General features: G+C 63.0%; 25 protein-coding genes. 24 read left to right on the top strand and 1 reads right to left on the bottom strand.

Translation table 11 applies throughout. The annotated features are described in order from the left end of the window. The first annotated feature begins 58 nt into the window (after nt 1-58). The 8 genes from FHW37_RS08940 to FHW37_RS08905 all read left to right on the top strand — a co-directional run bounded on the left by FHW37_RS08940 (nt 59) and on the right by FHW37_RS08905 (nt 4,570). The gene (locus FHW37_RS08940; RefSeq protein WP_145635167.1) at nt 59-334 is read left to right on the top strand and encodes a CopG family ribbon-helix-helix protein; all 276 of its coding nucleotides are present in this window, start codon (nt 59-61) and stop codon (nt 332-334) included. Then, nucleotides 334-642, top strand: coding sequence for a type II toxin-antitoxin system RelE/ParE family toxin (locus FHW37_RS08935; protein ID WP_145635165.1), 309 nt, complete (start codon nt 334-336; stop codon nt 640-642). Before FHW37_RS08940 ends, FHW37_RS08935 begins: the two co-directional genes overlap by 1 nt. Nucleotides 643-844: 202 nt before the next feature. Beyond that, nucleotides 845-1,174: a DUF6107 family protein gene (locus FHW37_RS08930; protein ID WP_145635162.1), complete on the top strand. Its 330-nt coding sequence runs from the start codon at nt 845-847 to the stop codon at nt 1,172-1,174. 51 nt (nt 1,175-1,225) lie between these two features. Next, nucleotides 1,226-1,798: an HK97 family phage prohead protease gene (locus FHW37_RS08925; protein ID WP_145635161.1), complete on the top strand. Its 573-nt coding sequence runs from the start codon at nt 1,226-1,228 to the stop codon at nt 1,796-1,798. A 5-nt stretch (nt 1,799-1,803) separates the two neighbouring features. Continuing rightward, the gene (locus FHW37_RS08920; protein ID WP_145635159.1) at nt 1,804-3,093 is read left to right on the top strand and encodes a phage major capsid protein; all 1,290 of its coding nucleotides are present in this window, start codon (nt 1,804-1,806) and stop codon (nt 3,091-3,093) included. Between the two features lie 180 nt (nt 3,094-3,273). Beyond that, entirely contained in the window at nt 3,274-3,843 is a 570-nt protein-coding gene (locus tag FHW37_RS08915; RefSeq protein ID WP_145635156.1) for a head-tail connector protein, read from the top strand. Continuing rightward, a complete protein-coding gene (locus FHW37_RS08910) occupies nt 3,843-4,175 on the top strand; it encodes a phage head closure protein (protein WP_432442833.1) in 333 nt (110 codons plus the stop codon). The genes FHW37_RS08915 and FHW37_RS08910 overlap by 1 nt, the downstream gene beginning before the upstream one ends. After that, entirely contained in the window at nt 4,172-4,570 is a 399-nt protein-coding gene (locus tag FHW37_RS08905; protein ID WP_145635153.1) for a DUF3168 domain-containing protein, read from the top strand. The genes FHW37_RS08910 and FHW37_RS08905 overlap by 4 nt, the downstream gene beginning before the upstream one ends. On the opposite strand, the gene FHW37_RS08900 is transcribed toward FHW37_RS08905, so the two are convergent. After that, entirely contained in the window at nt 4,531-5,781 is a 1,251-nt protein-coding gene (locus FHW37_RS08900; protein WP_145635151.1) for an MFS transporter, read from the bottom strand. The two genes, FHW37_RS08905 and FHW37_RS08900, sit on opposite strands and share 40 nt — an antisense overlap. A gap of 95 nt (nt 5,782-5,876) precedes the next feature. Here FHW37_RS08900 and FHW37_RS08895 point away from each other — a divergent pair, with 95 nt between their 5' ends. The 16 genes from FHW37_RS08895 (at nt 5,877) to FHW37_RS08820 (ending at nt 21,349) form a co-directional block, all read left to right on the top strand. Continuing rightward, nucleotides 5,877-6,284, top strand: coding sequence for a phage major tail protein, TP901-1 family (locus FHW37_RS08895; protein ID WP_145635149.1), 408 nt, complete (start codon nt 5,877-5,879; stop codon nt 6,282-6,284). Between the two features lie 13 nt (nt 6,285-6,297). After that, nucleotides 6,298-6,687, top strand: a complete 390-nt coding sequence (locus FHW37_RS08890; RefSeq protein WP_145635147.1) for a gene transfer agent family protein — start codon at nt 6,298-6,300, stop codon at nt 6,685-6,687. Beyond that, nucleotides 6,684-6,926 carry a rcc01693 family protein gene (locus FHW37_RS08885; RefSeq protein WP_281407243.1) on the top strand — a complete coding sequence of 81 codons (243 nt, stop codon included), beginning with the start codon at nt 6,684-6,686 and terminating at the stop codon, nt 6,924-6,926. Before FHW37_RS08890 ends, FHW37_RS08885 begins: the two co-directional genes overlap by 4 nt. A gap of 55 nt (nt 6,927-6,981) precedes the next feature. Beyond that, on the top strand, nt 6,982-7,524 hold the full coding sequence (locus FHW37_RS08880) for a phage tail tape measure protein (protein WP_145635142.1): 543 nt from the start codon (nt 6,982-6,984) through the stop codon (nt 7,522-7,524). Between the two features lie 12 nt (nt 7,525-7,536). Then, a complete protein-coding gene (locus tag FHW37_RS08875; RefSeq protein ID WP_145635140.1) occupies nt 7,537-8,175 on the top strand; it encodes a DUF2460 domain-containing protein in 639 nt (212 codons plus the stop codon). Beyond that, entirely contained in the window at nt 8,172-9,047 is an 876-nt protein-coding gene (locus FHW37_RS08870) for a DUF2163 domain-containing protein (RefSeq protein ID WP_145635138.1), read from the top strand. Before FHW37_RS08875 ends, FHW37_RS08870 begins: the two co-directional genes overlap by 4 nt. Further along, on the top strand, nt 9,044-9,496 hold the full coding sequence (locus FHW37_RS08865) for an NlpC/P60 family protein (RefSeq protein WP_145635136.1): 453 nt from the start codon (nt 9,044-9,046) through the stop codon (nt 9,494-9,496). Before FHW37_RS08870 ends, FHW37_RS08865 begins: the two co-directional genes overlap by 4 nt. A 614-nt stretch (nt 9,497-10,110) precedes the next feature. After that, a complete protein-coding gene (locus tag FHW37_RS08860; RefSeq protein ID WP_145635134.1) occupies nt 10,111-13,902 on the top strand; it encodes a baseplate multidomain protein megatron in 3,792 nt (1,263 codons plus the stop codon). A gap of 66 nt (nt 13,903-13,968) precedes the next feature. Further along, nucleotides 13,969-14,211 carry a hypothetical protein gene (locus FHW37_RS08855; RefSeq protein ID WP_145635132.1) on the top strand — a complete coding sequence of 81 codons (243 nt, stop codon included), beginning with the start codon at nt 13,969-13,971 and terminating at the stop codon, nt 14,209-14,211. 118 nt (nt 14,212-14,329) lie between these two features. Beyond that, complete coding sequence (locus FHW37_RS08850) at nt 14,330-14,605, top strand: hypothetical protein (RefSeq protein WP_145635129.1); 276 nt, start codon at nt 14,330-14,332, stop codon at nt 14,603-14,605. Between the two features lie 97 nt (nt 14,606-14,702). Continuing rightward, nucleotides 14,703-15,374 (top strand): response regulator transcription factor, encoded by a 672-nt coding sequence (locus tag FHW37_RS08845; protein ID WP_145635127.1) that lies wholly within the window; start codon nt 14,703-14,705, stop codon nt 15,372-15,374. Further along, entirely contained in the window at nt 15,364-16,779 is a 1,416-nt protein-coding gene (locus FHW37_RS08840; protein ID WP_145635125.1) for an ATP-binding protein, read from the top strand. The genes FHW37_RS08845 and FHW37_RS08840 overlap by 11 nt, the downstream gene beginning before the upstream one ends. Nucleotides 16,780-17,141: 362 nt before the next feature. Continuing rightward, the gene (locus FHW37_RS08835; RefSeq protein ID WP_145635123.1) at nt 17,142-17,573 is read left to right on the top strand and encodes a hypothetical protein; all 432 of its coding nucleotides are present in this window, start codon (nt 17,142-17,144) and stop codon (nt 17,571-17,573) included. Nucleotides 17,574-17,664: 91 nt separating this feature from the next. Then, nucleotides 17,665-18,864: a c-type cytochrome biogenesis protein CcmI gene (gene ccmI, locus FHW37_RS08830; RefSeq protein WP_145635121.1), complete on the top strand. Its 1,200-nt coding sequence runs from the start codon at nt 17,665-17,667 to the stop codon at nt 18,862-18,864. After that, nucleotides 18,861-19,355, top strand: a complete 495-nt coding sequence (gene ccmE, locus FHW37_RS08825) for a cytochrome c maturation protein CcmE (protein ID WP_145635119.1) — start codon at nt 18,861-18,863, stop codon at nt 19,353-19,355. The genes ccmI and ccmE overlap by 4 nt, the downstream gene beginning before the upstream one ends. After that, nucleotides 19,352-21,349: a heme lyase CcmF/NrfE family subunit gene (locus FHW37_RS08820; protein ID WP_145635116.1), complete on the top strand. Its 1,998-nt coding sequence runs from the start codon at nt 19,352-19,354 to the stop codon at nt 21,347-21,349. Before ccmE ends, FHW37_RS08820 begins: the two co-directional genes overlap by 4 nt. Nucleotides 21,350-21,411: the final 62 nt, after the last annotated feature.

The raw sequence follows: 21,411 nt of genomic DNA, 5'->3' as shown, positions 1-21,411 counted from the left end.
CGGAAATGGTGGACGGGTGTAAATTTGTAATACGGCGTATTACAAACTGGAGGTTTCCATGGCCGACAAACCCGTTCTCTCCGACCCGATCACCCTGCGTGTGCCGCAGGACATTCTGGACGATATCGAGAAGATCGCCGAAACATCCGAGCGCAGCCGATCCTGGGTGATCGTGCGGGCGCTGAAATATTATCTGATGGCGGAGGGCAACGACATTCTGCAGATCCGCAAAGGCGAGGAGCAGATCGCCAATGGTGAATTTGTCGATGCCGACGAATTTTTCGCCGAATTGCTGGGCGAGAAGTCAGGCGCCAAAAACAGCGATGCCGCCTGATGCGGATCCGGCTTTCTAAAAATGCCGGGAAATTTTTGAAAAACGAGCAGCGTTATCTGGAGCATTTTAATCCCCGCGCTGCTGAAAACGTCATGCGGCAATTGTGGAAATCGCTGCATCATCTCGCTGAATATCCGCAGGCGGGCAGCGACGATCCTGCGCTCCCCGGTCGACGTCATTTCGTGTCGGGCGATTACCATATCCGTTACCGGGTAGACGGCCGGTTCCTTGCCGTCTCGCATATCCACCATGGCCGCCAGCTGCCGCCGGATCTTGAAAAGGACGAGGATCTGCCGGCCGACAAGTGACGCCTGCCGGCTTTGGGCAGTCTTCCACACAAGTTCATTCACTTTGTGAACAACCGGACTCAGCCTGCGAAGACCGGCCGCCAAGCGATTCAGAATATTTGAGAATGACGCGTCGCTTCGTGTGACGCTTGAAGAGCCGCCGGCGGAAAAGCGCCAGAGCGCGGCTTCAATCTGTGCGCATCCTAATCAAGAGAGATTAACAATGGCTGACCTCGGCAATGATCCGGGCACGATCACCGGTGTCTGGCTGGCAAAGGTTTTTGGCGCGACGGCGGGAGCCGGCGTGTCACTGATCTACCTCCTGCCGAAAAGCCGCCGGGAAGCCGCAAGCCGTTTTGCGACCGGCCTCAGCTGTGGCCTGATCTTTGGCGGACCGACCGGGCTCTGGCTCACGGAAAGGCTCGGCCTCGGCGGCCAGCTTTCCGGCGCCGAAACCATTCTTGCTGGCTCGGCGGCCGCCAGCCTTTCGGCCTGGTGGGTGCTCGGCGTCCTCTCGCGCGTCGCCGGCCGTTACGGGCGCATATCGCGGTAACGGCGCTTTAGCCGCACCGGCAAGACCCAAGAACATTGCAGGGAGACTTTTATGCACGTCTATCGCGGGCCGTGCCCGACCATGCGCAAATTCGCCAATCTGGAACTGTCCGGCATTACCGGCGACGGGGTGTTTTCCGGTTATGCCAGCGTTTTTGGCGAGGTCGATCTCGGCAAGGACAAGATCGAGCGCGGCGCTTTCCTAAGCTCTCTTACGGCGCGCGGGGCAGGCGGCGTGCGCATGCTCTACCAGCATGACCCGAACGAACCGATCGGCGCCTGGAAGACCATTCGCGAGGATGGCCGCGGCCTTTATGTCGAAGGGTTTCTGTCGCCCGGCGTCGGCCGCGCCCGCGAAGTGTTGGCGCTGATGAAATCCGGCGCGCTGGACGGGCTGTCGATCGGCTTTCGCACCGTGCGCGCCAGAACCGACGCCAAGACCGGTGTGCGCCGCATCCTGGAGGCCGATCTCTGGGAGATCTCGGTCGTCACCTTCCCGATGCTGCCCTCCGCCCGCGTCTCCGATGTCAAGCACGGACGCTTTTTCCGCGACCGCGAGACCGAACTCGTCCGCCAGATGCGGCGGGCGGCGAAAATGATGTTTTCCGCAACCTTCAAAGGATGATCGAGATGACGGAAGCAATGCCCGAAAGGACGAAAGCCGCCCCGGCCGCGCCGGTAGCTCCTGAAGTGAAGGCCGTGCCGGAAACCATGACGGCCGCCTTCGACGATTTCATGGAGGCTTTCGAGGCCTTCAAGGAGGTCAACGACCGCCGTCTCGGCGAGATCGAGCAGAAACTGACCGCCGATGTCGTCACCCGCGACAAGATGGACCGCATCAACCGCGTGGTCGACGAGCAGAAGAAACTGCTCGACCAGATGGTTCTGAAAAAGGCCCGTCCGCAGCTCGGTTCGGGTGGCAATGGCCGCGAGCTTTCGCCCGACATGGTCGAGCACAAGGCGGCCTTCGACGCCTATATACGCCGCGGCGACGAGGCCGGCCTGCGCGAGCTCGAGGCAAAGGTATTGTCTGCCGGCAGCGGCGCCGATGGTGGTTATCTCGTACCCGATGAGACCGACACGGAAATCGGCCGCCGCATCTCGGTCGTTTCGCTGATGCGGGCGCTGTCCACCGTGCGCACCGTCTCCTCCGCCATCCTGAAAAAGCCCTTCACCACGGCCGGCCTTGCGACCGGCTGGGTGGCGGAAACCGCGGCGCGCCCACAGACGGCGTCGCCGCTTCTCGCCGAACTCTCCTTCCCGACCATGGAACTCTACGCCATGCCGGCCGCGACCCAGGGTCTGCTGGATGATGCGGCGGTCGACATCGAGGCTTGGATCGCCGGCGAGGTCGATATCGTTTTTGCCGAACAGGAAGGCGACGCTTTCATCCGCGGTGATGGTCTCAACAAGCCGAAGGGTTTTCTCTCCTATACGGCGGTGGCCGATACCAGCTGGAGCTGGGGCAATCTCGGTTATGTCGCGACCGGATCCGCCGGCGCCTGGAAGGCGGCTGGCCCGTCCGACACGCTGATCGAACTGATCTACGCGCTGAAGGCCGGCCATCGCCAGAACGGCACCTTCATGCTCAACCGCCGCACCCAGTCCGACATCCGCAAATTCAAGGATGCCGATGGCAATTATCTCTGGCGCCCGCCGGCATCGGCCGGCCAGCCCGCCTCGCTGATGGGGTTCCCGATCGCCGAAGCCGAGGAAATGCCGGACGTGGCGGCCAATGCGCTTGCCGTCGCCTTCGGCGATTTCCGCGCGGGTTACCTCGTTGTCGACCGCGCCGGGGTACGGGTGCTGCGTGATCCCTATTCGGCAAAACCCTACGTGCTTTTCTATACGACCAAACGCGTCGGCGGCGGGGTGCAGAATTTCGAGGCGATCAAGCTGGTGAAGTTTGCGGCGGCTTGATTTCGCTGAATGCAGGATTTGCCCCTCACCCTAACCCTCTCCCCGTCTTGACGGGGAGAGGGGACGTGCCACACGCGGCCTCCCATGACCTTCGACGGTGCGGCATATCCCTTCTCCCCGCAAGCGGGGAGAAGGTGCCGGCAGGCGGATGAGGGGCAGACACTCCATAGGAAATTCCCCATGACCTATATCCAAACCACTCCGCCCACCGCGGAGCCGTTGACGCTGGCCGAGATCAAGGCCCATCTTCGGCTCGACAACAGCGATGAGGACGCGCTTCTCCTGTCGCTCGTCACCACCGCCCGCGAACATCTCGAGCGCGAGACCGGGCTTTGCCTGATCAGCCGGCCCTTGCGCCTCTGCCTCGATCACTGGCCGAAGGACGGCGTGATTCAAATTCACCGGTCGCCCGTCCAAACCGTTGAGGCGGTTACCGTTTACGAAGCGGACGGCACGGGTGTTGAGGTTTCGCTTGAGGATCATCTCCTCGATGGCGCTGCCCGCCCGGCGCGGCTGTGGCTGAAAAATCCGCCCATGCCCGGCCAGGCGATGAACGGCATCGAGATCGATTTTATCGCCGGTTACGGCGAAGCCGGAACGGATGTGCCCGGCACGCTGAAACGGGCGATGTCGCTGCATGTCGGCCATATGTTCGCCTTTCGTGGCGTTGTTTCACCGGACCAGCAGCCGGCCGGCATTCCCGAAGGGTATGAACGGCTGATCGCGCCGTTCCGGATGCGGAGGCTCTGATGGTCACCTTTCTCGACCCCGGCCAGATGACCGCGCGTCTGGAGCTGGAAGCGCCGCAGGCCGAGCCGGACGGGCAGGGCGGCGCGGTGGTTGTCTGGAACGAGGTCGCCTCGCTCTGGGCACGGATCGAGCCCGTTTCCTTTGCCGTCGGTGAAGAGGCCTCAGCCGAAGGCGGCACGGTCAGTCACCGGATCTGGGTCCGCTTTCGCGAAGGGCTCGCCGCCGGCCAGCGGTTTCGAAAGGGGGCGCGGCTGTTTGCCATCAAGCTCGTGCGTGATCCGGACGAGACCGAGCGCTACCTCGTCTGCCAATGCGAGGAGGAGGCGCCATGACGGCGGCCGGTGCGCTTTTGAAAGCGATCCATCAGCGGGTTTCCGGTGATCCGGCGCTTGCGACGATCATCGGGCCGGATGGTCTTTACGACCGGCTTCTGGCCCGGCCAAAATTCCCGTGCATCGTCTTCGGCGACATGGAAACGCGGGACTATTCGACCGGCACGGAGCCCGGCGAGGAACATTTTCTGACGCTGGAAATCTGGTCCGATGCGGATGGACGGCGGCAGGTGCAGGAGATTGCCGGTCTTCTGGGCGAAGTGCTCGCCGGGATCGAGCCGGCGCTCGAGGGCGCTGCGCTGGTCAATCTTGTCATGACGGGGCTAAAGATCGCCCGGCAGCCGAAGACGCGGTTTTATCTGGCCGAGATGCGGCTGCGAGCCGTCACCGAGTGAGCCTCAGCGGAGGTCGCATTGGCGCTTTTCACCAGCCGTGTCAGCAGAAGGACGAAAGTCAGGGCGGCGAGGATCAGCACGGCGCTGAGGATCAGGAGATACTGGCCGCCGAGACGATCGAGGATTGCCGTGAAGACGACGGGAGAGGCGGCGGTCGCAAGGTTCTGCGGCAAGGTCAGGCGTGCCGATTGCATGCCGAAATCCTTGGCCGAAAACAGGGTCAGCGGCAGCAGTGCGCGGGCGACGCCGACAACGCCGGAGCCAAAACCATAGAGGACCATGAAAGTGACCAGCGCAGCCGTTGCCGGCGCGAGCGTGGCGGCGATCAGGAAGCCGCACAGCATCAGCGACAGGCCGATCAGCGAGGTGATCAGGGCATTGCCGCGGCGGCCAAGCGTCATGTCGACGACACGGGCCGAGACCCCGAAAGCGCCGCGAGCGGCACCGAGCTGCAGCGCAAGGGCAGGTGCTGCGCCGGATTGTATCAGGATGGTGATCAGCGAAGGCGCAAGGCCGTAACTGACCAGCGCACTGATGGTGATGACGGCAGCAAGGTAGAAGAAGGCCCTTTTCTTCTGCTCCGGCGTCAGCTGCACCGGTTCGATCTCGTCGGCCTTCGCGCGCTCGGCGCTTTCCACCCGCGGCGGCAGGCCGAACAGGTGCAAGGGCAGGCAGATGAAAAGATGCACGCCGGCACAGACGACAAAGGTCTCCCGCCAGCCGATGAGATCGGTCAGATAGGTGAGGAGCGGCCAGAACACGGTGACCGAAAGGCCAGTGAACAGCATCAGAATGGCGATCGCCCGCTTGCCGTCGAGGCCTTCGCGTTCGACCACGGCCGTATAGGCCGGCGCGGACAAGCCAAAGGAACCGGCAATGCCGATAATGAGCCAGGCGGCGAAATAGACGAATGGACCGTGGGCTGCGGCGAGCAGCGCTAGGCCGAGCGCAAACAGCAGCGAGCCGCAGGCTAGCACCTTTGCAGCCCCGTGCTTCACGAGCAGCCGCCCGGTCGTCGGGCCGACCACGGCACTGACCAGCATCATGATCGTCAGGCCGCCGAAGACGATTTCGTTCGGCAGGCCAAGATCGGGAGCGACGATACGGCCCATGACGCCCAGCATGTCGAAGCTCGTGCCCCATGACGTGATCTGGGTGATCGCGAGCACCGCGATTGTCCGCGCCGAGCGGAACCGGGAAGACTGGGGCATCGAGGCAAGTCTTTTGAAATGAGAATATGAAGCCGGTCCTACAGCATCGTCTGCGGGAACGGAACGGCTTTTCTTTGCAGAAAAGGAATTCGACCATGGTAGCGCAGAAGGGCAGGGACCTGCTCCTGAAGATCGACAATGGCGGCACGTTCGCGACCGTCGCGGGCCTCCGCTCCCGGCGACTGGCCTTTAACGCCGAGACGGTGGATGTCACGGACGCGGAAAGCGCCGGGCGCTGGCGCGAACTTCTGGGTGGCGCCGGCGTGCAGCGCGCCTCGCTCTCCGGCGCCGGCATTTTCAAGGACCAGGCGAGCGATCTTCTGGTGCGTAGCGCCTTCTTTGCGGGCAGCATTCTCTCCTGGCAGGTAGTCATCCCGGCCTTCGGCACGGTGACCGGACCTTTCCAGGTTACGGCGCTCGAATATTCCGGTGAGCATGATGGCGAGGTGCGTTTCGAACTGGCGCTGGAATCGGCTGGTGCTCTGACGTTTGCGACGCTCTGAGCGGGAGGCGGCGATGAGAGGTTCTGAAATTGCCGCGCATGGCGCCGGCACCGCCCGCGCCAACCGGCGGCGGGGCGAGGTGGAGGCTGTGATCGATGGCGAGAGGCGCATCCTGTGCCTGACGCTCGGCGCGCTGGCCGAGCTGGAAACGGCCTTTTCCGTCGGCGATCTCGGCGGGCTCGGCGAGCGGTTTTCATCCGGCAGGCTGAAGGCGGCAGATATGATCCGCATCCTCGGCGCCGGCCTGCGCGGCGGCGGCAATCTGTTTTCGGACGACGAGGTGGCGGCGATGAGCGTCGAGGGCGGGCTTGCTGCCTATGCCCGCATCACCGCCGACCTATTGACCGCGACCTTTGCCGGGCCGGAGGGAGTATCGGAAGGAGCGGTTGCCGCAAACCCTTGAAGGCCGCGGCGGGATCGGACGGAGCTGCAGATGGAGCACGAGGGAAGGTCGAAACAGCGCCCTTTCCCTGGGATGCCGTGATGCATGCCGGTCTCTTCCTGCTGCGGCTTCCGCCACGGGATTTCTGGGCGATGACACCGCGCGAATTCTTCATCATCACCGGCGGTACGCGGCGGCGCGCGACGCCTCTCGCACGAGGGGTTTTGGATGCGTTGATGGGGGAATTCCCGGATCGATGAGGCAGACCCGCCAGAATAGGCGCTGAAACAGTGGCCTGACGGAGTAAAGCGAACCATGCAGACCGATAGCGATGACTTTTCCAATGCTCTCTCCGGCGCCGAGGCGCTTTCCGGCGTCATGGCCGATCTTGAAGCCCGCTCGCAGCGTTTTGGCGCGGCACTGACCGGCGCGCTTCGATCCGCCACGACGGGCGGCAAGGGGCTGGAGGATGTGCTGAAAGGGCTCGGAAACCGGCTGACGGATATCGCGCTTGCCGCGGGCCTGAAGCCGCTTGAAACCGCGCTTGGCAATGCCGTCGGCAGTCTTGCCGGTTCGGTGACGCCATTTGCCGATGGCGGTGTCGTCCGCGCGCCGACCTATTTTCCGATGGATGGTGGTGCCGGGCTGATGGGTGAGGCGGGCGCTGAAGCGATCCTGCCGCTGCAGCGTGGTCCCGACGGAGCGCTTGGCGTGGCGACCGGTAGCGATGGCAATGGGCGAACACCGCAGATCGTCTTCAACGTCACGGCCACGGATGCGGCGAGTTTTCGCAAAAGCGAAGGGCAGATCTCGGCCATGCTGGCGCGCAGTGTCGCACGCGGCCGGCGCGGGCTATGAGGGGAGGCGGTCATGGCCGGATTTCATGAGGTGCGGTTTCCGCTGCGGCTGGCGCTCGGCGCGTCTGGTGGCCCGGTGCGGCGCACGGATATCGTCAATCTATCGAACGGGCGCGAACAGCGCAACCAGCGCTGGCGCGACAGCCGCCGCAGTTATGATGCCGGATCGGGCATCCGCTCCACGACGGATCTCTATGAGGTGCTCGAGTTTTTCGAGGCACGCGCCGGCCAGCTTTACGGGTTTCGTTTTCGCGATCCCCTCGACTGGAAATCCTGTGCGCCGGGTGGCGTCGTTTCGGCCATGGACCAGATCCTCGGCGCCGGTGACGGCGCGACGGCTGCCTTTGAACTCTTAAAAACCTATGCCGATTTCGCCGGCTCCTGGGCGCGACGGATTTCGAAACCGGTCGCGGGTTCGGTTCTTGTTGCCGTCGCGGGCGCGTCAAAACCGGCCGGGTCGTTTGCCGTGGATGCCGTGACCGGTGTGCTCACCTTTGCATCTGGCCATGTGCCGCCGGCCGGCGCGGTTATCACGGCCGGCTTCGAATTCGATGTGCCGGTGCGTTTCGATATCGACCGGATCGATGTCAGCCTTGCGCATTTCGAGGCGGGGCGGATTCCCACCATTCCGCTGACGGAGATATTGCCATGAGAAAGGTGCCGGTTGCCTTGCGCAACCATCTGGCCGGCGATGCGACGACGACCTGTCACTGCTGGCGGGTGACGCGGCGCGATGGTGCGGTTTTCGGTTTTACCGAACATGACCGCGATCTGACCTTCGACGGCACCACCTATCTCGCCGCCAGCGGTTTTGCGGCAAGCGATACGGAAGCCGCCACGGGGCTTTCCGCCAATGCCGGTGAGGTGGCGGGCGGGTTTTCAAGCGTGGCGATCAGCGAGGATGATCTGGCCGCGGGGCGTTATGATGGCGCCAGGGTCGAACTCTTTCTCGTCAACTGGACGGCACCCGAGCAGAACCTGCTTTTGAACATGCGCGAGATCGGCGAGGTTTCGCGGGCGGGCGGGGAATTTCGTGCCGAGCTGCGCAGCCTCACGCATCGGCTCGATCAGCCGCAGGGCCGCCTTTACGGCCGCCGCTGCGATGCGCGCCTTGGTGATGAGCGTTGCCGTGTCGATCTTTCCGAATGGCGCGGCAACGGGCAGGTTTCGGATATCGTCGACGAGAGCAGGGTGGTCGTCTCGGGTCTTTCGGATTTCGCCGCCGGCTTTTTTGACCGCGGCACCCTGACCTTTTCCGGCGGCCCGACTGTCGTTGTCGAGACGCATGTGAAAAAGGCTGGCGGGCTGGCGGTGATCGGTTTCTGGCTGCCGCTTGAAGTGCCCATTACGGTCGGGCGCGGCTGCAGCATCACGGCAGGCTGTGACAAGAGTTTTGCCACCTGCCGGTCGCGGTTTTCCAACCAGCTGAATTTCCGCGGCTTTCCGCATGTGCCCGGTACGGATTTCGCCTATTCCTATGTCGATGGCGAGCGCGTGCATGACGGCGGGGCGCTGTTCGAATGAACAGCCAGCGGGAAAGGCAGGGGCAAAGGATCGTCGCCTTGGCCGAAAGCTGGCTTGGCACGCCCTATCGCCATCTGGGCGCGACCAGGGGCGTCGGCTGCGATTGCATCGGCCTGATCCGCGGCATCTGGCGCGAACTTTACGGCGGCGAACCGGAGCCGGTGCCGGCCTATGCGCCAGATTGGGCCGAACGCAGCGGCGAAGACCGGCTCATGGCCGCGGCCTTGCGGCTGTTCGGCCAGCCACTGGCGATCGCGGATGCCGCGCCGGGTGATCTGCTGCTGTTTCGCTGGCGGGCGGATTGTGCCGCCAAACACGCAGGGATCCTCGCCGGGAACACGCATTTCATCCATGCCTACGAGCGGGGATCTGTGATGCGCTCGGCTCTGGTGCCGTCCTGGCGGCGCCGGATTGCGGGTGTGTTCAGGTTTCCTGACGTGGCTGAATGAGAAGGTTTTACGCGCAATTCTGTTGCTTGATGCAATTATGAGGCGAATCGCGTTGTCGTTGCAATTTTACTGGGGGTCGGTTATATTCGTGGAGTGATGAGCGGGGGTGCAACCCCGCCCATCGTTTGCTTATGCTTTGAAGATGACCCGGACGGCGATAGACCAGCCCGTCCGGGTTTTCATCCAGCTAAGTGTGATTCTAATCGGTCTGAACCTCATAGAAGTCACCTCCACGGTTGAGAGCAGGGCCTCTGCCTCGGTCGATGCGGCCTGTCTTCATCGACACGCCGGCTGGTTCGGCGCATGCTGCTTTTGCTCTCAACCGCCACAATCATATCGCGCAATCTATGCGTGTCTATGGCTGAATTTTCTCCTTTTAGGCGATCCGGATTGATGTCATGCCACGCGAAATGTCGCGCAAGCGGCTGTCTTTCGCGCCGATCCTTTTACGCACGTTGCGGCTGTGTACCGGTTTTGTCGGCAAGCAATGACCGCTCATCCGGATAATGGGTGAAAACGCCTCGTTTTATTCATCTTCCGTTCCCGTATTCCGATAAAATATCACAATTTTAACGCGCATCCGGCTTTCGATCTGGTTGCCGCGGAGGGCGCTTATGGCCACTCTTCTCCTTCAGGCGGCGGGTGCCGCGCTTGGCAGCGTCTTTGGCCCGGTCGGCGCGATCGTGGGTCGCGCAGCGGGCGCTCTTGCAGGCAGCGTTGTCGACAGGGCGTTGATCGGCGGCAGCTCGACCGTCACCGGCGCAAGGCTCGCCACGGCGCGCATTCCCGGTGCCGACGAGGGCACGGCCGTCAACCGGCTTTACGGCACGGCACGGATCGGCGGCACGCTGATCTGGGCGACGCGTTTCGAGGAGGAGGTGACGAAGGAGCGCTCCGGCGGCAAGGCCGGCGGTTCGCAGGTCGAGAATTTTCGCTATTTCGCCAATTTTGCAGTCGGGCTCTGCGAAGGGCCGATCGCCATGGTCCGTCGCGTCTGGGCCGATGGCCGCGAACTCGACCTGACCGCGATCGAGATGCGTGTCCATATCGGCGGCGAAAACCAGCAGCCGGATCCGCTGATCGAGGCGAAGCAGGGGGAGGGGCAGGCGCCGGCCTATCGCGGCCTCGCCTATGTCGTCTTCGACCGCCTGCCGCTCGATACGTTCGGCAATCGCATTCCTTTGCTGCAGTTCGAGGTCCTGCGACCGGTCGGACGGCTGGAACGCCAGATCCGGGCGGTGACGATCATCCCCGGTGCGACGGAACACGGTTATTCGACCATCAAGGTGACGGAAAAGACCGGCGAAGGATCAAAACGCATCCTCAACCGCAATGTGCTGACTGCCTCGACCGACTGGGAGGCCTCGATCGACGAATTGCAGGCGCTCTGCCCCAATCTCGAACGGGTGGCGCTGGTCGTTTCGTGGTTCGGCACCGACCTTCGCGCCGGTGAGTGCCGTATTCTGCCGGGCGTCGAGGTCGCGGCACGCAACAACGAGAGCAGCGATTGGTGGGTGGGCGATATCACCCGCGCCGATGCGCATCTCGTCAGCCGGCGTGCCGGATCTCCCGCCTATGGCGGCACGCCGAGCGACGCCAGTGTCATCCAGGCGATCGCGGATCTGAAGGCGCGGGGGCTGAAGATTTATCTCTACCCGTTTCTGATGATGGATGTGCCTTTGGACAACGGTCTGCCCGACCCCTATGGCGGGGAAGAGCAGGCGGCTTATCCCTGGCGCGGGCGGATCACCTGCCATCCCGGGCCGGGGCGTCCGGGCAGTGCCGACAAGACGGCCGCTGCCCGCAGCCAGCTGCAGGCGTTTGCTGCCGGACCGGAAGGGTATCGCAGGCTGGTGATGCATTATGCACGGCTTGCCGCCGATGCCGGCGGTGTCGATGGTTTCATCATCGGTTCCGAACTGCGCGGCCTCACAAGACTGCGTGACGAGGATGGTGTCTTTCCCTTTGTCCATATGCTGACCAATCTCGCGACGGATGTGCGCGAGGCGCTGGGAAGTGCGGCAAAGATCACCTATGGCGCCGACTGGAGCGAATATTTCGGCTACCACCCGGACGATGGGTCGGGTGACGTCTTTTTCCATCTCGATCCGCTCTGGGCCTCGCCGGATATCGATGCCGTCGGCATCGACAATTACATGCCGCTGTCCGACTGGCGCGACGAGGATCTCGCGGCGACAAATCCGGATGTCTTCCGATCGATCGATGATGCGCACGGCATGCTGACCCAGATCGATTCCGGCGAGGGTTTCGACTGGTATTATGCCGATACGTTCGGCCGAAACGGCCGTGATCGCCTGCCGATCGAGGACGGGCTTGCGGGCAAGCCCTGGGTGTTTCGTTACAAGGATCTCGAAGGCTGGTGGTCGCATCGCCATTGCGACCGCGAGGGCGGCGCCGAGCATATGGTGCCGACCGACTGGCTGCCGCGCATGAAGCCGATCTGGTTCACCGAGCTCGGCTGCCCGGCGGTGGACAAGGGCGCCAACCAGCCGAATGTTTTCGTTGATCCCAAATCCGCCGAAAGCGAGCTTCCCTATTATTCATCCGGCCATCGCTCGGACAGCCAGCAGAGGCGCTTTCTGGAAGCGCATCATCAATGGTGGCAATCCGAACAGCCACCGGAAGGCATGGTCGATCCGGACCATATTTTTGTCTGGACCTGGGATGCTCGGCCGTCGCCTGCCTTTCCCGATGATCTGACCGTCTGGAGCGATGGCGAAAATTGGCGCACCGGTCACTGGCTGAACGGCCGGCTGGGGACGGCGACGCTGGCCGACACGTTTTCCGCCATCCTCACCGACCAGGGTTTCGACGATTTCGACGTCTCTTCGGTGAGCGGCGATCTCGGCGGTTACGTCCAGGCGGATGTCACTTCGGCGCGGGCGCTGCTCGAACCGTTGATGGAGGTTTTTCAGGTCGATGCGGCGGAAGACGGTGGCATCTTGAATTTCCGCTCGCGGCTGCGCGCCAGCCTTGCGCCGCGCGATATCTCGGTTCTCGGCGATGTCGAAGATGAATCACTCTGGTCTGAAACCCGCGCCCATGACAGCGATCTGGCAGCCGATGCGGTGCTGAATTTCTACAATCCTGTCCTCGATTACGAACAGGCCAGCGTCCGCTCCCGCCGCACCCCGTCGGCAGGCGATCGGACCGCGGCCTATGCGCTGCCCGCGACGCTTGCCGAGGAGGCGGCGCAGACGGCGGTCGAAACTTTGCCGCGCGCCCAGCGTGTTGCCCGCCGCTCGATCGGCATTTCCATCTCGCCGGCCGATATCGCGGTCGAGCCGGGCGATGCGATCCGTCTGCCCGGTTTGGTCGATGGCACATTCGTCGTCGAAAGGATCGAGGATGGAGCCTTCCGACGCATCGAGGCCCGCCACCACGCAGCCTTGCCGCCAACCAGCGTACCGCGCACGACAAAGCGGAAGTCGACGGGGAGCAGCGCTTCCGCCGGCTTTGCGCCGATCCTGCATTTTCTCGATCTGCCGCGGCTTTCGACGGCTTCGGCCGAAAACTTTGCCTGTGTGGCAGCCTATGCAAAACCCTGGCGTCGCATCGCCCTGTCGTCGTCTGCTACGGTGGAAGGATATCGACAGCGCGTCATCCTCGACCGTCCGGCCCGTATCGGCGCATTGACCGCGGATTTATCCGCCGGTGTTTCGGGCCGTTTCCAGAGGGGGCAGGCGGTGGAGGTCAATCTGCTTTTCGATGGCCTTGCCTCGGCCGATCCGCTTTCCGTTCTCGGCGGTGAAAACCGTATCGCGGTGAGGGCTGAGAACGGAGCGTGGGAGATCCTCGGCTTTCTGTCCGCTGAAGAGATTTCCACCGGAATCTGGCGGCTGACGGGCCTGCTGCGCGGTCTTGCCGGCACGGAAGACGCGATGCTCGCCGGTGCCATCGCCGGTGCGGCCTGCGTCGTTCTCGACGACGCGGTTCTGCCGCTGGGGCTTTTGACCGAAGAACGCGGCCGCAGCCTGAACTGGCTCGCCGAAAGCCTGGGTGGCGCGACGGAGCGTTATGGCCCGGTCGTCTTTGCCGGCGGCGAGCGGGCGGAGACACCGCTCTCTCCCGTTCACCTTCGCGGGCGCCGCCAGGCGGATGGAAGTATCCGGTTCAGCTGGACGAGACGCGGCCGGATCGATGCCGATGGTTGGGAGGCGTCCGACATTCCGCTGGACGAACCTTTTGAGCGTTACCGCGTCGAGCTTCTCGACGGTTCGGCAGTGCGGCGGACGGTGGATGTCGATGCATCGTCCTTCACCTATTCCGCAGCCGATGAGATCGCCGATTTCGGCAGTCGTCGCAGCATGATCGACCTGCGCATACGCCAGATGGGGCGTGCGGTTGCGCTTGGAATTGCCGCACAGGCGACCGTGAAACTGTGAATCCGTTTCACCAGATATCCGGCCAGCCTGCTGGAAGAGAACGAGTTTTCGAAGAGGAGAATGGACATGGATGGCATCAAGGAATGGTACCAGTCGAAGACGATCTGGGGCGCGCTGATTGCGGTCGCTGCCTCGGTTCTGCACCTCGTCGGCTTCGATCTTGCGCCCGATGCGCAAGGGGAACTGGCCGATATCGCGGTGACGCTCGTCGGTGCTTTTGGCGGTCTTCTGTCGATCTATGGACGGCTTGTCGCCACGGCTTCGGTGGCGCGTCCGACCGCGGCCGGGGGCGGAACGACCGGTGGATAAGCCGGATGAAGGCCAGCATTACAGACCATTCATTTGCCATTCAGCCGCTATTGGCTACATAATCCATCACATGCTTTGGACATGATCCTTGTTCGTCTTGTGAGTGGAAATTGCAGCCATGGCGCGACTGCCGATCATCGCGATAATCGCCGCAGCACTGGCGGGCCTTGCCGCCTTGCTGCCGGGCAAGGCGCCCGCGCGCGACTACCGCGACTATCTGGTGATGGTCGCGGGGGACTGCAGTACTGCGGCAACCAAGGTCATGCGTGACACCGGCGGCCAGCTGCTTTCCGCCCAGCCTTCGTCCGATGGCCAGACCTGCATCGTCACCGTCCTGGTTCAGGGCAATGGCAGCGAGCGGCCGCGCAAGGTCACGGTCCGGGTGCCTATGTAGGGACCTATACAAAGGCGATATTGCGGCGCTACAGAGGCAATTTGGGGGCGCGCTGCAGTCGGGATGTCGGCGCCGGGTAAGTTCTAGGGAAAAATTCATGCGCATTCTGGTGGTCGAAGACGACGTCAATCTCAACCGGCAGCTTTCGGACGCCCTCAAGGAATCCGGTTATGTGGTCGATCAGGCCTTCGACGGCGAGGAAGGCCATTATCTCGGCGATACCGAGCCCTATGATGCCGTTATCCTCGATATCGGCCTGCCGCAGATGGATGGTATTACCGTCGTTGAAAAATGGCGCGCCAGTGGCAAGGGCATGCCGGTCATCATGCTGACCGCCCGTGATCGCTGGAGCGACAAGGTCGCCGGCATCGATGCCGGCGCCGACGACTATGTCGCAAAGCCTTTCCATGTCGAGGAAGTGCTGGCCCGCGTGCGGGCGCTGATCCGCCGTGCAGCCGGCCATTCTTCGTCTGAAATCGTCTGCGGCCCGGTCCGGCTCGACACGAAGGCGTCGAAGGCGACCGTCAACGGCATGCAGCTGAAGCTCACCTCGCATGAGTTCCGGCTTCTCTCCTACCTGATGCACCATATGGGCGAGGTCGTTTCCCGCACGGAACTGGTCGAGCATATGTACGATCAGGATTTCGACCGCGATTCCAATACGATTGAAGTTTTCGTCGGACGCCTGCGCAAAAAACTCGGCGTCGACCTGATCGAGACCGTCCGCGGCCTCGGTTACCGCATGCAAGCGCCGAACGATGCGCGTTAGACCGATCGGCCCGAGATCACTTACCGCCCGCGTCCTTCTGCTCGCCACGGCCTGGTCGGCCGTTGCGCTGGTGGTGATTTCGGTCGTGATCCTGCAGCTCTACCGACAGTCGTCCGATCGCGCCTTCACCGACCTTCTGCGCGCGCAGCTCTACAACGTCATCAATTCGATCACGATCGGCGAGGACAACAAGCTCTCCGGCAATCCTCAGCTCGGCGATCTGCGTTTCTCGCAGCCTGAAACCGGCTGGTACTGGATCATCGAGCCGCTCGGCACCTTTGCCGCGACGCCGCTGTCCTCTTCCTCGCTCGGCACATCCAATATCACCGTGCCGACCATCCTCGCCGTGCCATTCAACAATCGGTATGAGCGGTTTTATCCGACCCGCGACGCCTTCGGAAACCACGTCCTCGTGGCCGAAACCGAAGTTGTCCTTGACGGGGAGGGGCGGGCCGCGCGTTTCCGCGTCTCCGGCAATCTCGATGTCGTCGAGGACGATGTCCGCAGCTTTTCCCGCAGCCTCTACATCGCGCTTGCGGTCTTCGGCGTCGGCAGCCTGATCGTCAACGGCCTTGCCATTCTCTACGGGCTGCAGCCGATGGATGCGGCCCGCCGTGCTCTGGAACGGGTTCGCCGCAACGAGGCGGAACGGCTGGAAGGTGAGTTCCCGCGCGAAATCATGCCGCTTGCCAATGACATCAATGCGCTGATCGAAAGCAATCGGCGCATCGTCGAGCGGGCGCGCATGCAGGTCGGCAATCTCGCCCATTCGCTGAAGACGCCGATTGCTGTTCTGCTCAATGAATCGCGCATGCTCGACAAGGTCCAGTCCGATCTGGTGCAGACCCAGGCGGAGACGATGCAGGCGCAGGTCCAGACCTATCTCAACCGGGCGCGGATCGCCGCTCAGCGGGAATCGCTGCTGGCCCGCACCGATGTCGAGCCCGTGATGGAACGGCTGATGCGGGTGATCCGCCGGCTCAACCCGGAGCGGGAATTTCACCTGTCGCTGCTGCCGCCCGGCCAGTTCCTCGCCATGGAACAGCAGGATATCGAGGAGACCGTCGGCAATCTGCTCGAAAATGCCGCGCGCTTCTGCAAGACCGCCGTCTGGGTGACCGTCACCCCTTATGCGCATCCGGCGACCGAAGGCGATGCATCCCGCCGCCATTGGGTGGAAATCCTGGTCGAGGACGACGGTCCGGGCCTTGATCCCGACCAGATCAGCGAGGCGATGAAGCGCGGCAAGCGGCTTGACGAGAGCAAGCCGGGCGCCGGTCTCGGCCTTTCGATCGTCAAGGAAATCGCCAGCGAATATCAGGGCCAGTTCGAACTCGGCCGGGCCGCGCAAGGCGGATTGCAGGCAAGGCTGATCCTGCCTGGCCTCAGCAAGGACGCTGCCTGAATCGCGGTCGCATCGACTCCCGGCTATGATGCTTCTACCCGGTTGACCTGTGGCCGAAAGGCAACGCTGCGTGACTTGCCATAGGCTGCATGGCCTGAAATCATAGCAAAATCTTCTAAATTATTGATATTGCGCAATTCCACACAAGGTGCTGAAGCAATCCTTTGCCCGAATTGCTCTGGACGGATCGATCGCCTGCTATATCTTGTTCTCTTGAACACGTCTGGAAACCGGAAACAGGAAATGTGACCATCGCTGCCCATCTGCCTCGTTCACGCGGTGTCATAAAGATGCCATGCCGGAAGCCGAGCTCTGCTTCAGCAGGTGCTGCGACAACCCTCAATCACCCGGTTTCAGACGATATGCGACTGTCAGGTTCCCGTAATACGATTTCCCTTCTTCTGGTTGCTGGCCTTCTGGCCGGCTGCAACACGACCTCGACGGCATCGAACGGGTCGCGCGGCCTTCTGTCGCCAAAACCGTCGAGCTCCGCGTCCTATATCACCGCGCTTCAGGGCGGCATTGTCGGCCGCACCGGTGCCGAACTGTCGAGCAGCGATCGTTCGCGGGCGCTCGAGGCGGAGTATCGTGCGCTTGAAGCCACCGCCGTCGGCCAGGTGATCAGCTGGAAGGGCGATGGCGCCAGCGGCGAGGTTGTCGCCAACGCGCCCTACCAGGTCGGCCAGCAGAATTGCCGCCAGTATCGTCATACCGTGACGGTGGATGGCAAGGAGATGATGGCGAGGGGGGCTGCCTGCCGCAATTCCGATGGCACATGGTCGCCTCTGACCTGATCCGGCGGTAAATCGCCCCACGGCGCCTCAAATTCGCGTTAACAATTTCTGAGCGATTGGAAAGCTCTCCCGCTTGGAGTATTGGGCGGGGATGATGTTGTGGATCCTCCTTGCGTTTCTGACGGCCGCCGTCGCTGCGGCCCTGCTTATCCCCCTTTTGCGCGGCAACGCGATCGCGGCGGGAGAGGGCCATGCGAGTGGTCATGCGGGCGATATCGAAGTTTACCGCGACCAGCTGAAGGAAATCGAGCGGGACCGCGAGCAGGGCCTGATCGAAGCCGAGCAGGCGGAATACGCGCGCGCCGAGGTTGGCCGCCGGCTTCTTGCCGCAGCCGCTTTGAAGGATGGCGAAGTGCAGGCCGGGTCGACCCGGCGCAAACATGGGCTGGCGACGGCGATCGTCACCATTCTTCCTCCTGCCATCGGGCTCTGTCTTTACATCATGCTCGGCAGTCCGGGACTTCCGGATCAGCCGCTCGAAGCGCGCCTCGCCGCGCCGGGCAATGATATTGCGCTTCTGGTGACGAAGGCCGAACGGCATCTCGCCGAAAACCCGTCCGATGGCGCCGGCTGGGATCTGCTGGGGCCGATCTATATGCGCATGCAGCGCCCCGGCGATGCGGAGCTTGCCTATCGCAACGCGATCCGCCTGATCGGCCCGAGCGCTGCCCGCCTGACCGGGCTCGGCGAAGCGCTGATGACGCTGAGCGATGGTGTGATTACCGAAGATGCGCGTACCTCGTTCGAAGCGGCGCTAAAGTTGGAGCCGGATGATACTCGCGCCCGTTTCTATGTTGCGCTCGGCCTCGAACAGGCCGGCAAGGCGCCCGAGGCCCTGGCCGCCTTCGAGGATATTGCGAAAAACTCCCCCGCCGACGCACCCTGGATGCCGCTTCTCAGCCAGCACATTGCCAAGAATGGCGGTGCTCCGCTGGCCGCTGCCGCCCCTGAAAATGGGTCGGGGGCCGGCCGTGCGCCGGGCGGTCCGAGCCAGGAGGATGTCGCGGCGGCCGAAAACCTGTCGCAGGGCGATCGTCAGCAGATGATCCGCGGTATGGTCGACAGTCTCGCAGCGCGCCTCAAGGAAGAACCCAACAATCTTGACGGATGGCTGCGGCTGGTGCGTTCCTATGCCGTGCTCGGTGAAAAGGACAAGGCGGGCGAAGCACTGAACCAGGGACTGGTGCAGTTTTCCGCCGATGCAAACGGCAAAAGCCAGCTTCTCGCTTTGGCTGGAGAAGTCGGACTGACCGCGCAGGTGCAAAACCCTGCCGAAGGAGCAAAGCAGTGACCCGTAAACAGAAACGCCTGACGGTCATTCTCGGCGGCATGAGCTTCATCATGGTCGCCGTGCTCCTTGTCATGTTCGCCTTCTCGCAATCGGTCGCCTATTTCTTCATGCCGGCCGATCTCGCCAAGACCGATGTCCAGCCCGGCACGCGCATCCGTCTCGGCGGTCTCGTCGCCGAAGGCTCCGTCAAGCGCGGGCAGGGATCGACGGTCAGCTTCACGGTCACCGATGGCACCGGTAATGTGCCCGTCACCTATACCGGCATCCTGCCCGACCTGTTTCGCGAAGGGCAGGGCGTCGTCACCGAAGGTGCCTTTGACGTCAGCCACAAGTTCGTCGCCGACAGCGTGCTTGCCAAGCATGACGAGAAATACATGCCCAAGGAAGTCGCCGACCGCCTGAAGAAGGACGGTGTCTGGGAAGACGGTAGCGGCAAGGGCATGGCCCAGGGCACGAATAAGGCTGACGGGCAGGGAGTGATAAAACAATGATCGTCGAACTCGGCCATTACGCGCTCGTTCTGGCGCTGGCGACGGCGCTGATCGTCTCGATCCTGCCCATGATCGGCGCGCGCCGCGGCGATGTCGCGCTGATGACGCTCGGCACGACCGGTTCTATCGCCCTGTTCCTGCTGGTGGCACTGTCCTTCGGCGCGCTGACCTGGGCCTATGTCGTCTCGGATTTCTCGGTCAACAACGTCTGGGAAAACTCCCATTCGATGATGCCGCTGATCTACAAATATTCCGGCGTCTGGGGCAATCACGAAGGCTCGATGATGCTCTGGCTGCTGATCCTGACGCTGTTTTCCGCGCTGGTCGCCGTCTTCGGTCGAAACCTGCCGGAAACGTTGAAGGCCAACGTGCTCGGCGTGCAGGCTTGGATCGCCTCGGCCTTCCTGTTCTTCATTCTCCTCACCTCCAACCCCTTCCTCCGCCTCAATCCGGCGCCCGCGGAAGGTCAGGATCTCAACCCGGTCCTGCAGGATCTGGGTCTCGCCGTGCATCCGCCGCTTCTCTATCTCGGTTATGTCGGCTTCTCCGTCTGTTTCTCCTTTGCCGTCGCGGCCCTGATCGAAGGCCGTATCGATGCCGCCTGGGCGCGCTGGGTGCGTCCCTGGACGCTTGCCGCCTGGACCTTTCTCACCGCCGGCATCGCCATGGGTTCTTACTGGGCCTATTACGAACTCGGCTGGGGCGGCTGGTGGTTCTGGGATCCGGTCGAAAACGCCTCTTTCATGCCCTGGCTCGCCGGCACGGCGCTGCTGCATTCGGCGCTCGTCATGGAAAAGCGCGAGGCGCTGAAGATCTGGACGGTGCTTCTCGCCATCATGACCTTCTCGCTGTCGCTGCTCGGCACCTTCCTCGTGCGTTCCGGCGTGCTGACCTCGGTCCATTCCTTCGCGACCGATCCGACCCGCGGCATCTTCATCCTCTGCATTCTGGCGCTTTTCATCGGCGGTGCGTTTTCGTTGTTCGCCTGGCGGGCGCCGATGCTGAAGGCAGGCGGCCTGTTCGCGCCGATCTCGCGCGAAGGCGGGCTGGTGCTGAACAACCTGATCCTGACGGTGGCGACCGCGACCGTCCTGACCGGCACGCTCTATCCGCTGGTTCTCGAAACCCTGACCGGTGAAAAGATTTCGGTCGGCGCGCCTTTCTTCAACATGACCTTCGGCCTGCTGATGCTGCCGCTCCTGATCGCCGTTCCCTTCGGACCGATGCTCGCCTGGAAGCGCGGCGATCTTTTGGGCGCGCTGCAGCGCATCTACGTCTTTGCGGCGCTCGCACTCGCCGCCGGCTTCGTCTTCGCTTACCTGAAGGGCGGCGGTCCGATCCTGTCGATCTTCGGCCTTGCCCTCGGCTTCTGGGGCATGTTCGGCGCGATCGCCGATCTCTGGTATCGCGGCAATTTCGGCAAGCTGAAATTTTCCGTGGCGTTCCGCCGTCTTGCCGGCCTGCCACGCTCGGCCTTTGGCACGGCCATCGCCCATTTCGGCCTCGGCGTCACCGTTCTCGGCATCTTTGCCGCAACCACGTTCGGCACCGAAACGGTCGTTGACATGAAACAGGGCGCGACCGTCAATGCCGGCGGTTACCAGGTGACGTTCGACGGCATGAAGGATGCGGCCGGCCCGAACTATACCGAGCAGCGCGCCCATTTTACGGTCCGTGAGGGTGGCGCCGTCATCTCCGACGTCTGGTCCTCAAAGCGCCTTTATACCGCCCGCCGCATGCCGACCACCGAGGCCGGCATTCTGACGATGGCCCTCAGCCAGCTTTATGTCTCGCTCGGTGACCCGATCGATGGCGGTGGCATGGTCGTACGCATCTGGTGGAAACCTTTCATCCTCTGCATCTGGGGCGGTGCGCTTGTTATGATGTTCGGTGGCTTCGTCTCGCTCTCCGACCGCCGCCTGCGCGTCGGCGCGCCGAACCGCAAGGCTAAAGCCGTCAAGGCTGCGAAGCCGGTCATGGAGCCGGCGGAATGATGGGTCGTTCCCGGAAATTGCCCCTCACCCTAGCCCTCTCCCCGCTAGCGGGGAGAGGGGAC

It is taken from the genome of Neorhizobium alkalisoli (assembly GCF_007829835.1).
Lineage (GTDB): Bacteria > Pseudomonadota > Alphaproteobacteria > Rhizobiales > Rhizobiaceae > Neorhizobium.
The sequence above is the reverse complement of the archived record's forward strand: the minus strand, read 5'-3'. Positions and strand labels throughout refer to the sequence as shown.

What these genes read in the sequence shown, in the direction of transcription:
- FHW37_RS08925 (WP_145635161.1), top strand. Translation starts at nt 1,226, where the DNA reads ATGCACGTCTATCGCGGGCCGTGCCCGACCATGCGCAAATTCGCCAAT.
- FHW37_RS08875 (WP_145635140.1), top strand. Translation starts at nt 7,537, where the DNA reads ATGGCCGGATTTCATGAGGTGCGGTTTCCGCTGCGGCTGGCGCTCGGC.
- FHW37_RS08835 (WP_145635123.1), top strand. Translation starts at nt 17,142, where the DNA reads ATGCGACTGTCAGGTTCCCGTAATACGATTTCCCTTCTTCTGGTTGCT.
- FHW37_RS08870 (WP_145635138.1), top strand. Translation starts at nt 8,172, where the DNA reads ATGAGAAAGGTGCCGGTTGCCTTGCGCAACCATCTGGCCGGCGATGCG.
- FHW37_RS08920 (WP_145635159.1), top strand. Translation starts at nt 1,804, where the DNA reads ATGACGGAAGCAATGCCCGAAAGGACGAAAGCCGCCCCGGCCGCGCCG.
- FHW37_RS08860 (WP_145635134.1), top strand. Translation starts at nt 10,111, where the DNA reads ATGGCCACTCTTCTCCTTCAGGCGGCGGGTGCCGCGCTTGGCAGCGTC.
- FHW37_RS08820 (WP_145635116.1), top strand. Translation starts at nt 19,352, where the DNA reads ATGATCGTCGAACTCGGCCATTACGCGCTCGTTCTGGCGCTGGCGACG.
- FHW37_RS08895 (WP_145635149.1), top strand. Translation starts at nt 5,877, where the DNA reads ATGGTAGCGCAGAAGGGCAGGGACCTGCTCCTGAAGATCGACAATGGC.
- FHW37_RS08845 (WP_145635127.1), top strand. Translation starts at nt 14,703, where the DNA reads ATGCGCATTCTGGTGGTCGAAGACGACGTCAATCTCAACCGGCAGCTT.
- FHW37_RS08930 (WP_145635162.1), top strand. Translation starts at nt 845, where the DNA reads ATGGCTGACCTCGGCAATGATCCGGGCACGATCACCGGTGTCTGGCTG.
- FHW37_RS08855 (WP_145635132.1), top strand. Translation starts at nt 13,969, where the DNA reads ATGGATGGCATCAAGGAATGGTACCAGTCGAAGACGATCTGGGGCGCG.
- FHW37_RS08910 (WP_432442833.1), top strand. Translation starts at nt 3,843, where the DNA reads ATGGTCACCTTTCTCGACCCCGGCCAGATGACCGCGCGTCTGGAGCTG.
- FHW37_RS08840 (WP_145635125.1), top strand. Translation starts at nt 15,364, where the DNA reads ATGCGCGTTAGACCGATCGGCCCGAGATCACTTACCGCCCGCGTCCTT.
- FHW37_RS08915 (WP_145635156.1), top strand. Translation starts at nt 3,274, where the DNA reads ATGACCTATATCCAAACCACTCCGCCCACCGCGGAGCCGTTGACGCTG.
- FHW37_RS08940 (WP_145635167.1), top strand. Translation starts at nt 59, where the DNA reads ATGGCCGACAAACCCGTTCTCTCCGACCCGATCACCCTGCGTGTGCCG.
- FHW37_RS08890 (WP_145635147.1), top strand. Translation starts at nt 6,298, where the DNA reads ATGAGAGGTTCTGAAATTGCCGCGCATGGCGCCGGCACCGCCCGCGCC.
- FHW37_RS08850 (WP_145635129.1), top strand. Translation starts at nt 14,330, where the DNA reads ATGGCGCGACTGCCGATCATCGCGATAATCGCCGCAGCACTGGCGGGC.
- FHW37_RS08935 (WP_145635165.1), top strand. Translation starts at nt 334, where the DNA reads ATGCGGATCCGGCTTTCTAAAAATGCCGGGAAATTTTTGAAAAACGAG.
- FHW37_RS08905 (WP_145635153.1), top strand. Translation starts at nt 4,172, where the DNA reads ATGACGGCGGCCGGTGCGCTTTTGAAAGCGATCCATCAGCGGGTTTCC.
- FHW37_RS08900 (WP_145635151.1), bottom strand. Translation starts at nt 5,781, where the DNA reads ATGCCCCAGTCTTCCCGGTTCCGCTCGGCGCGGACAATCGCGGTGCTC.
- FHW37_RS08865 (WP_145635136.1), top strand. Translation starts at nt 9,044, where the DNA reads ATGAACAGCCAGCGGGAAAGGCAGGGGCAAAGGATCGTCGCCTTGGCC.
- ccmI (WP_145635121.1), top strand. Translation starts at nt 17,665, where the DNA reads ATGATGTTGTGGATCCTCCTTGCGTTTCTGACGGCCGCCGTCGCTGCG.
- FHW37_RS08880 (WP_145635142.1), top strand. Translation starts at nt 6,982, where the DNA reads ATGCAGACCGATAGCGATGACTTTTCCAATGCTCTCTCCGGCGCCGAG.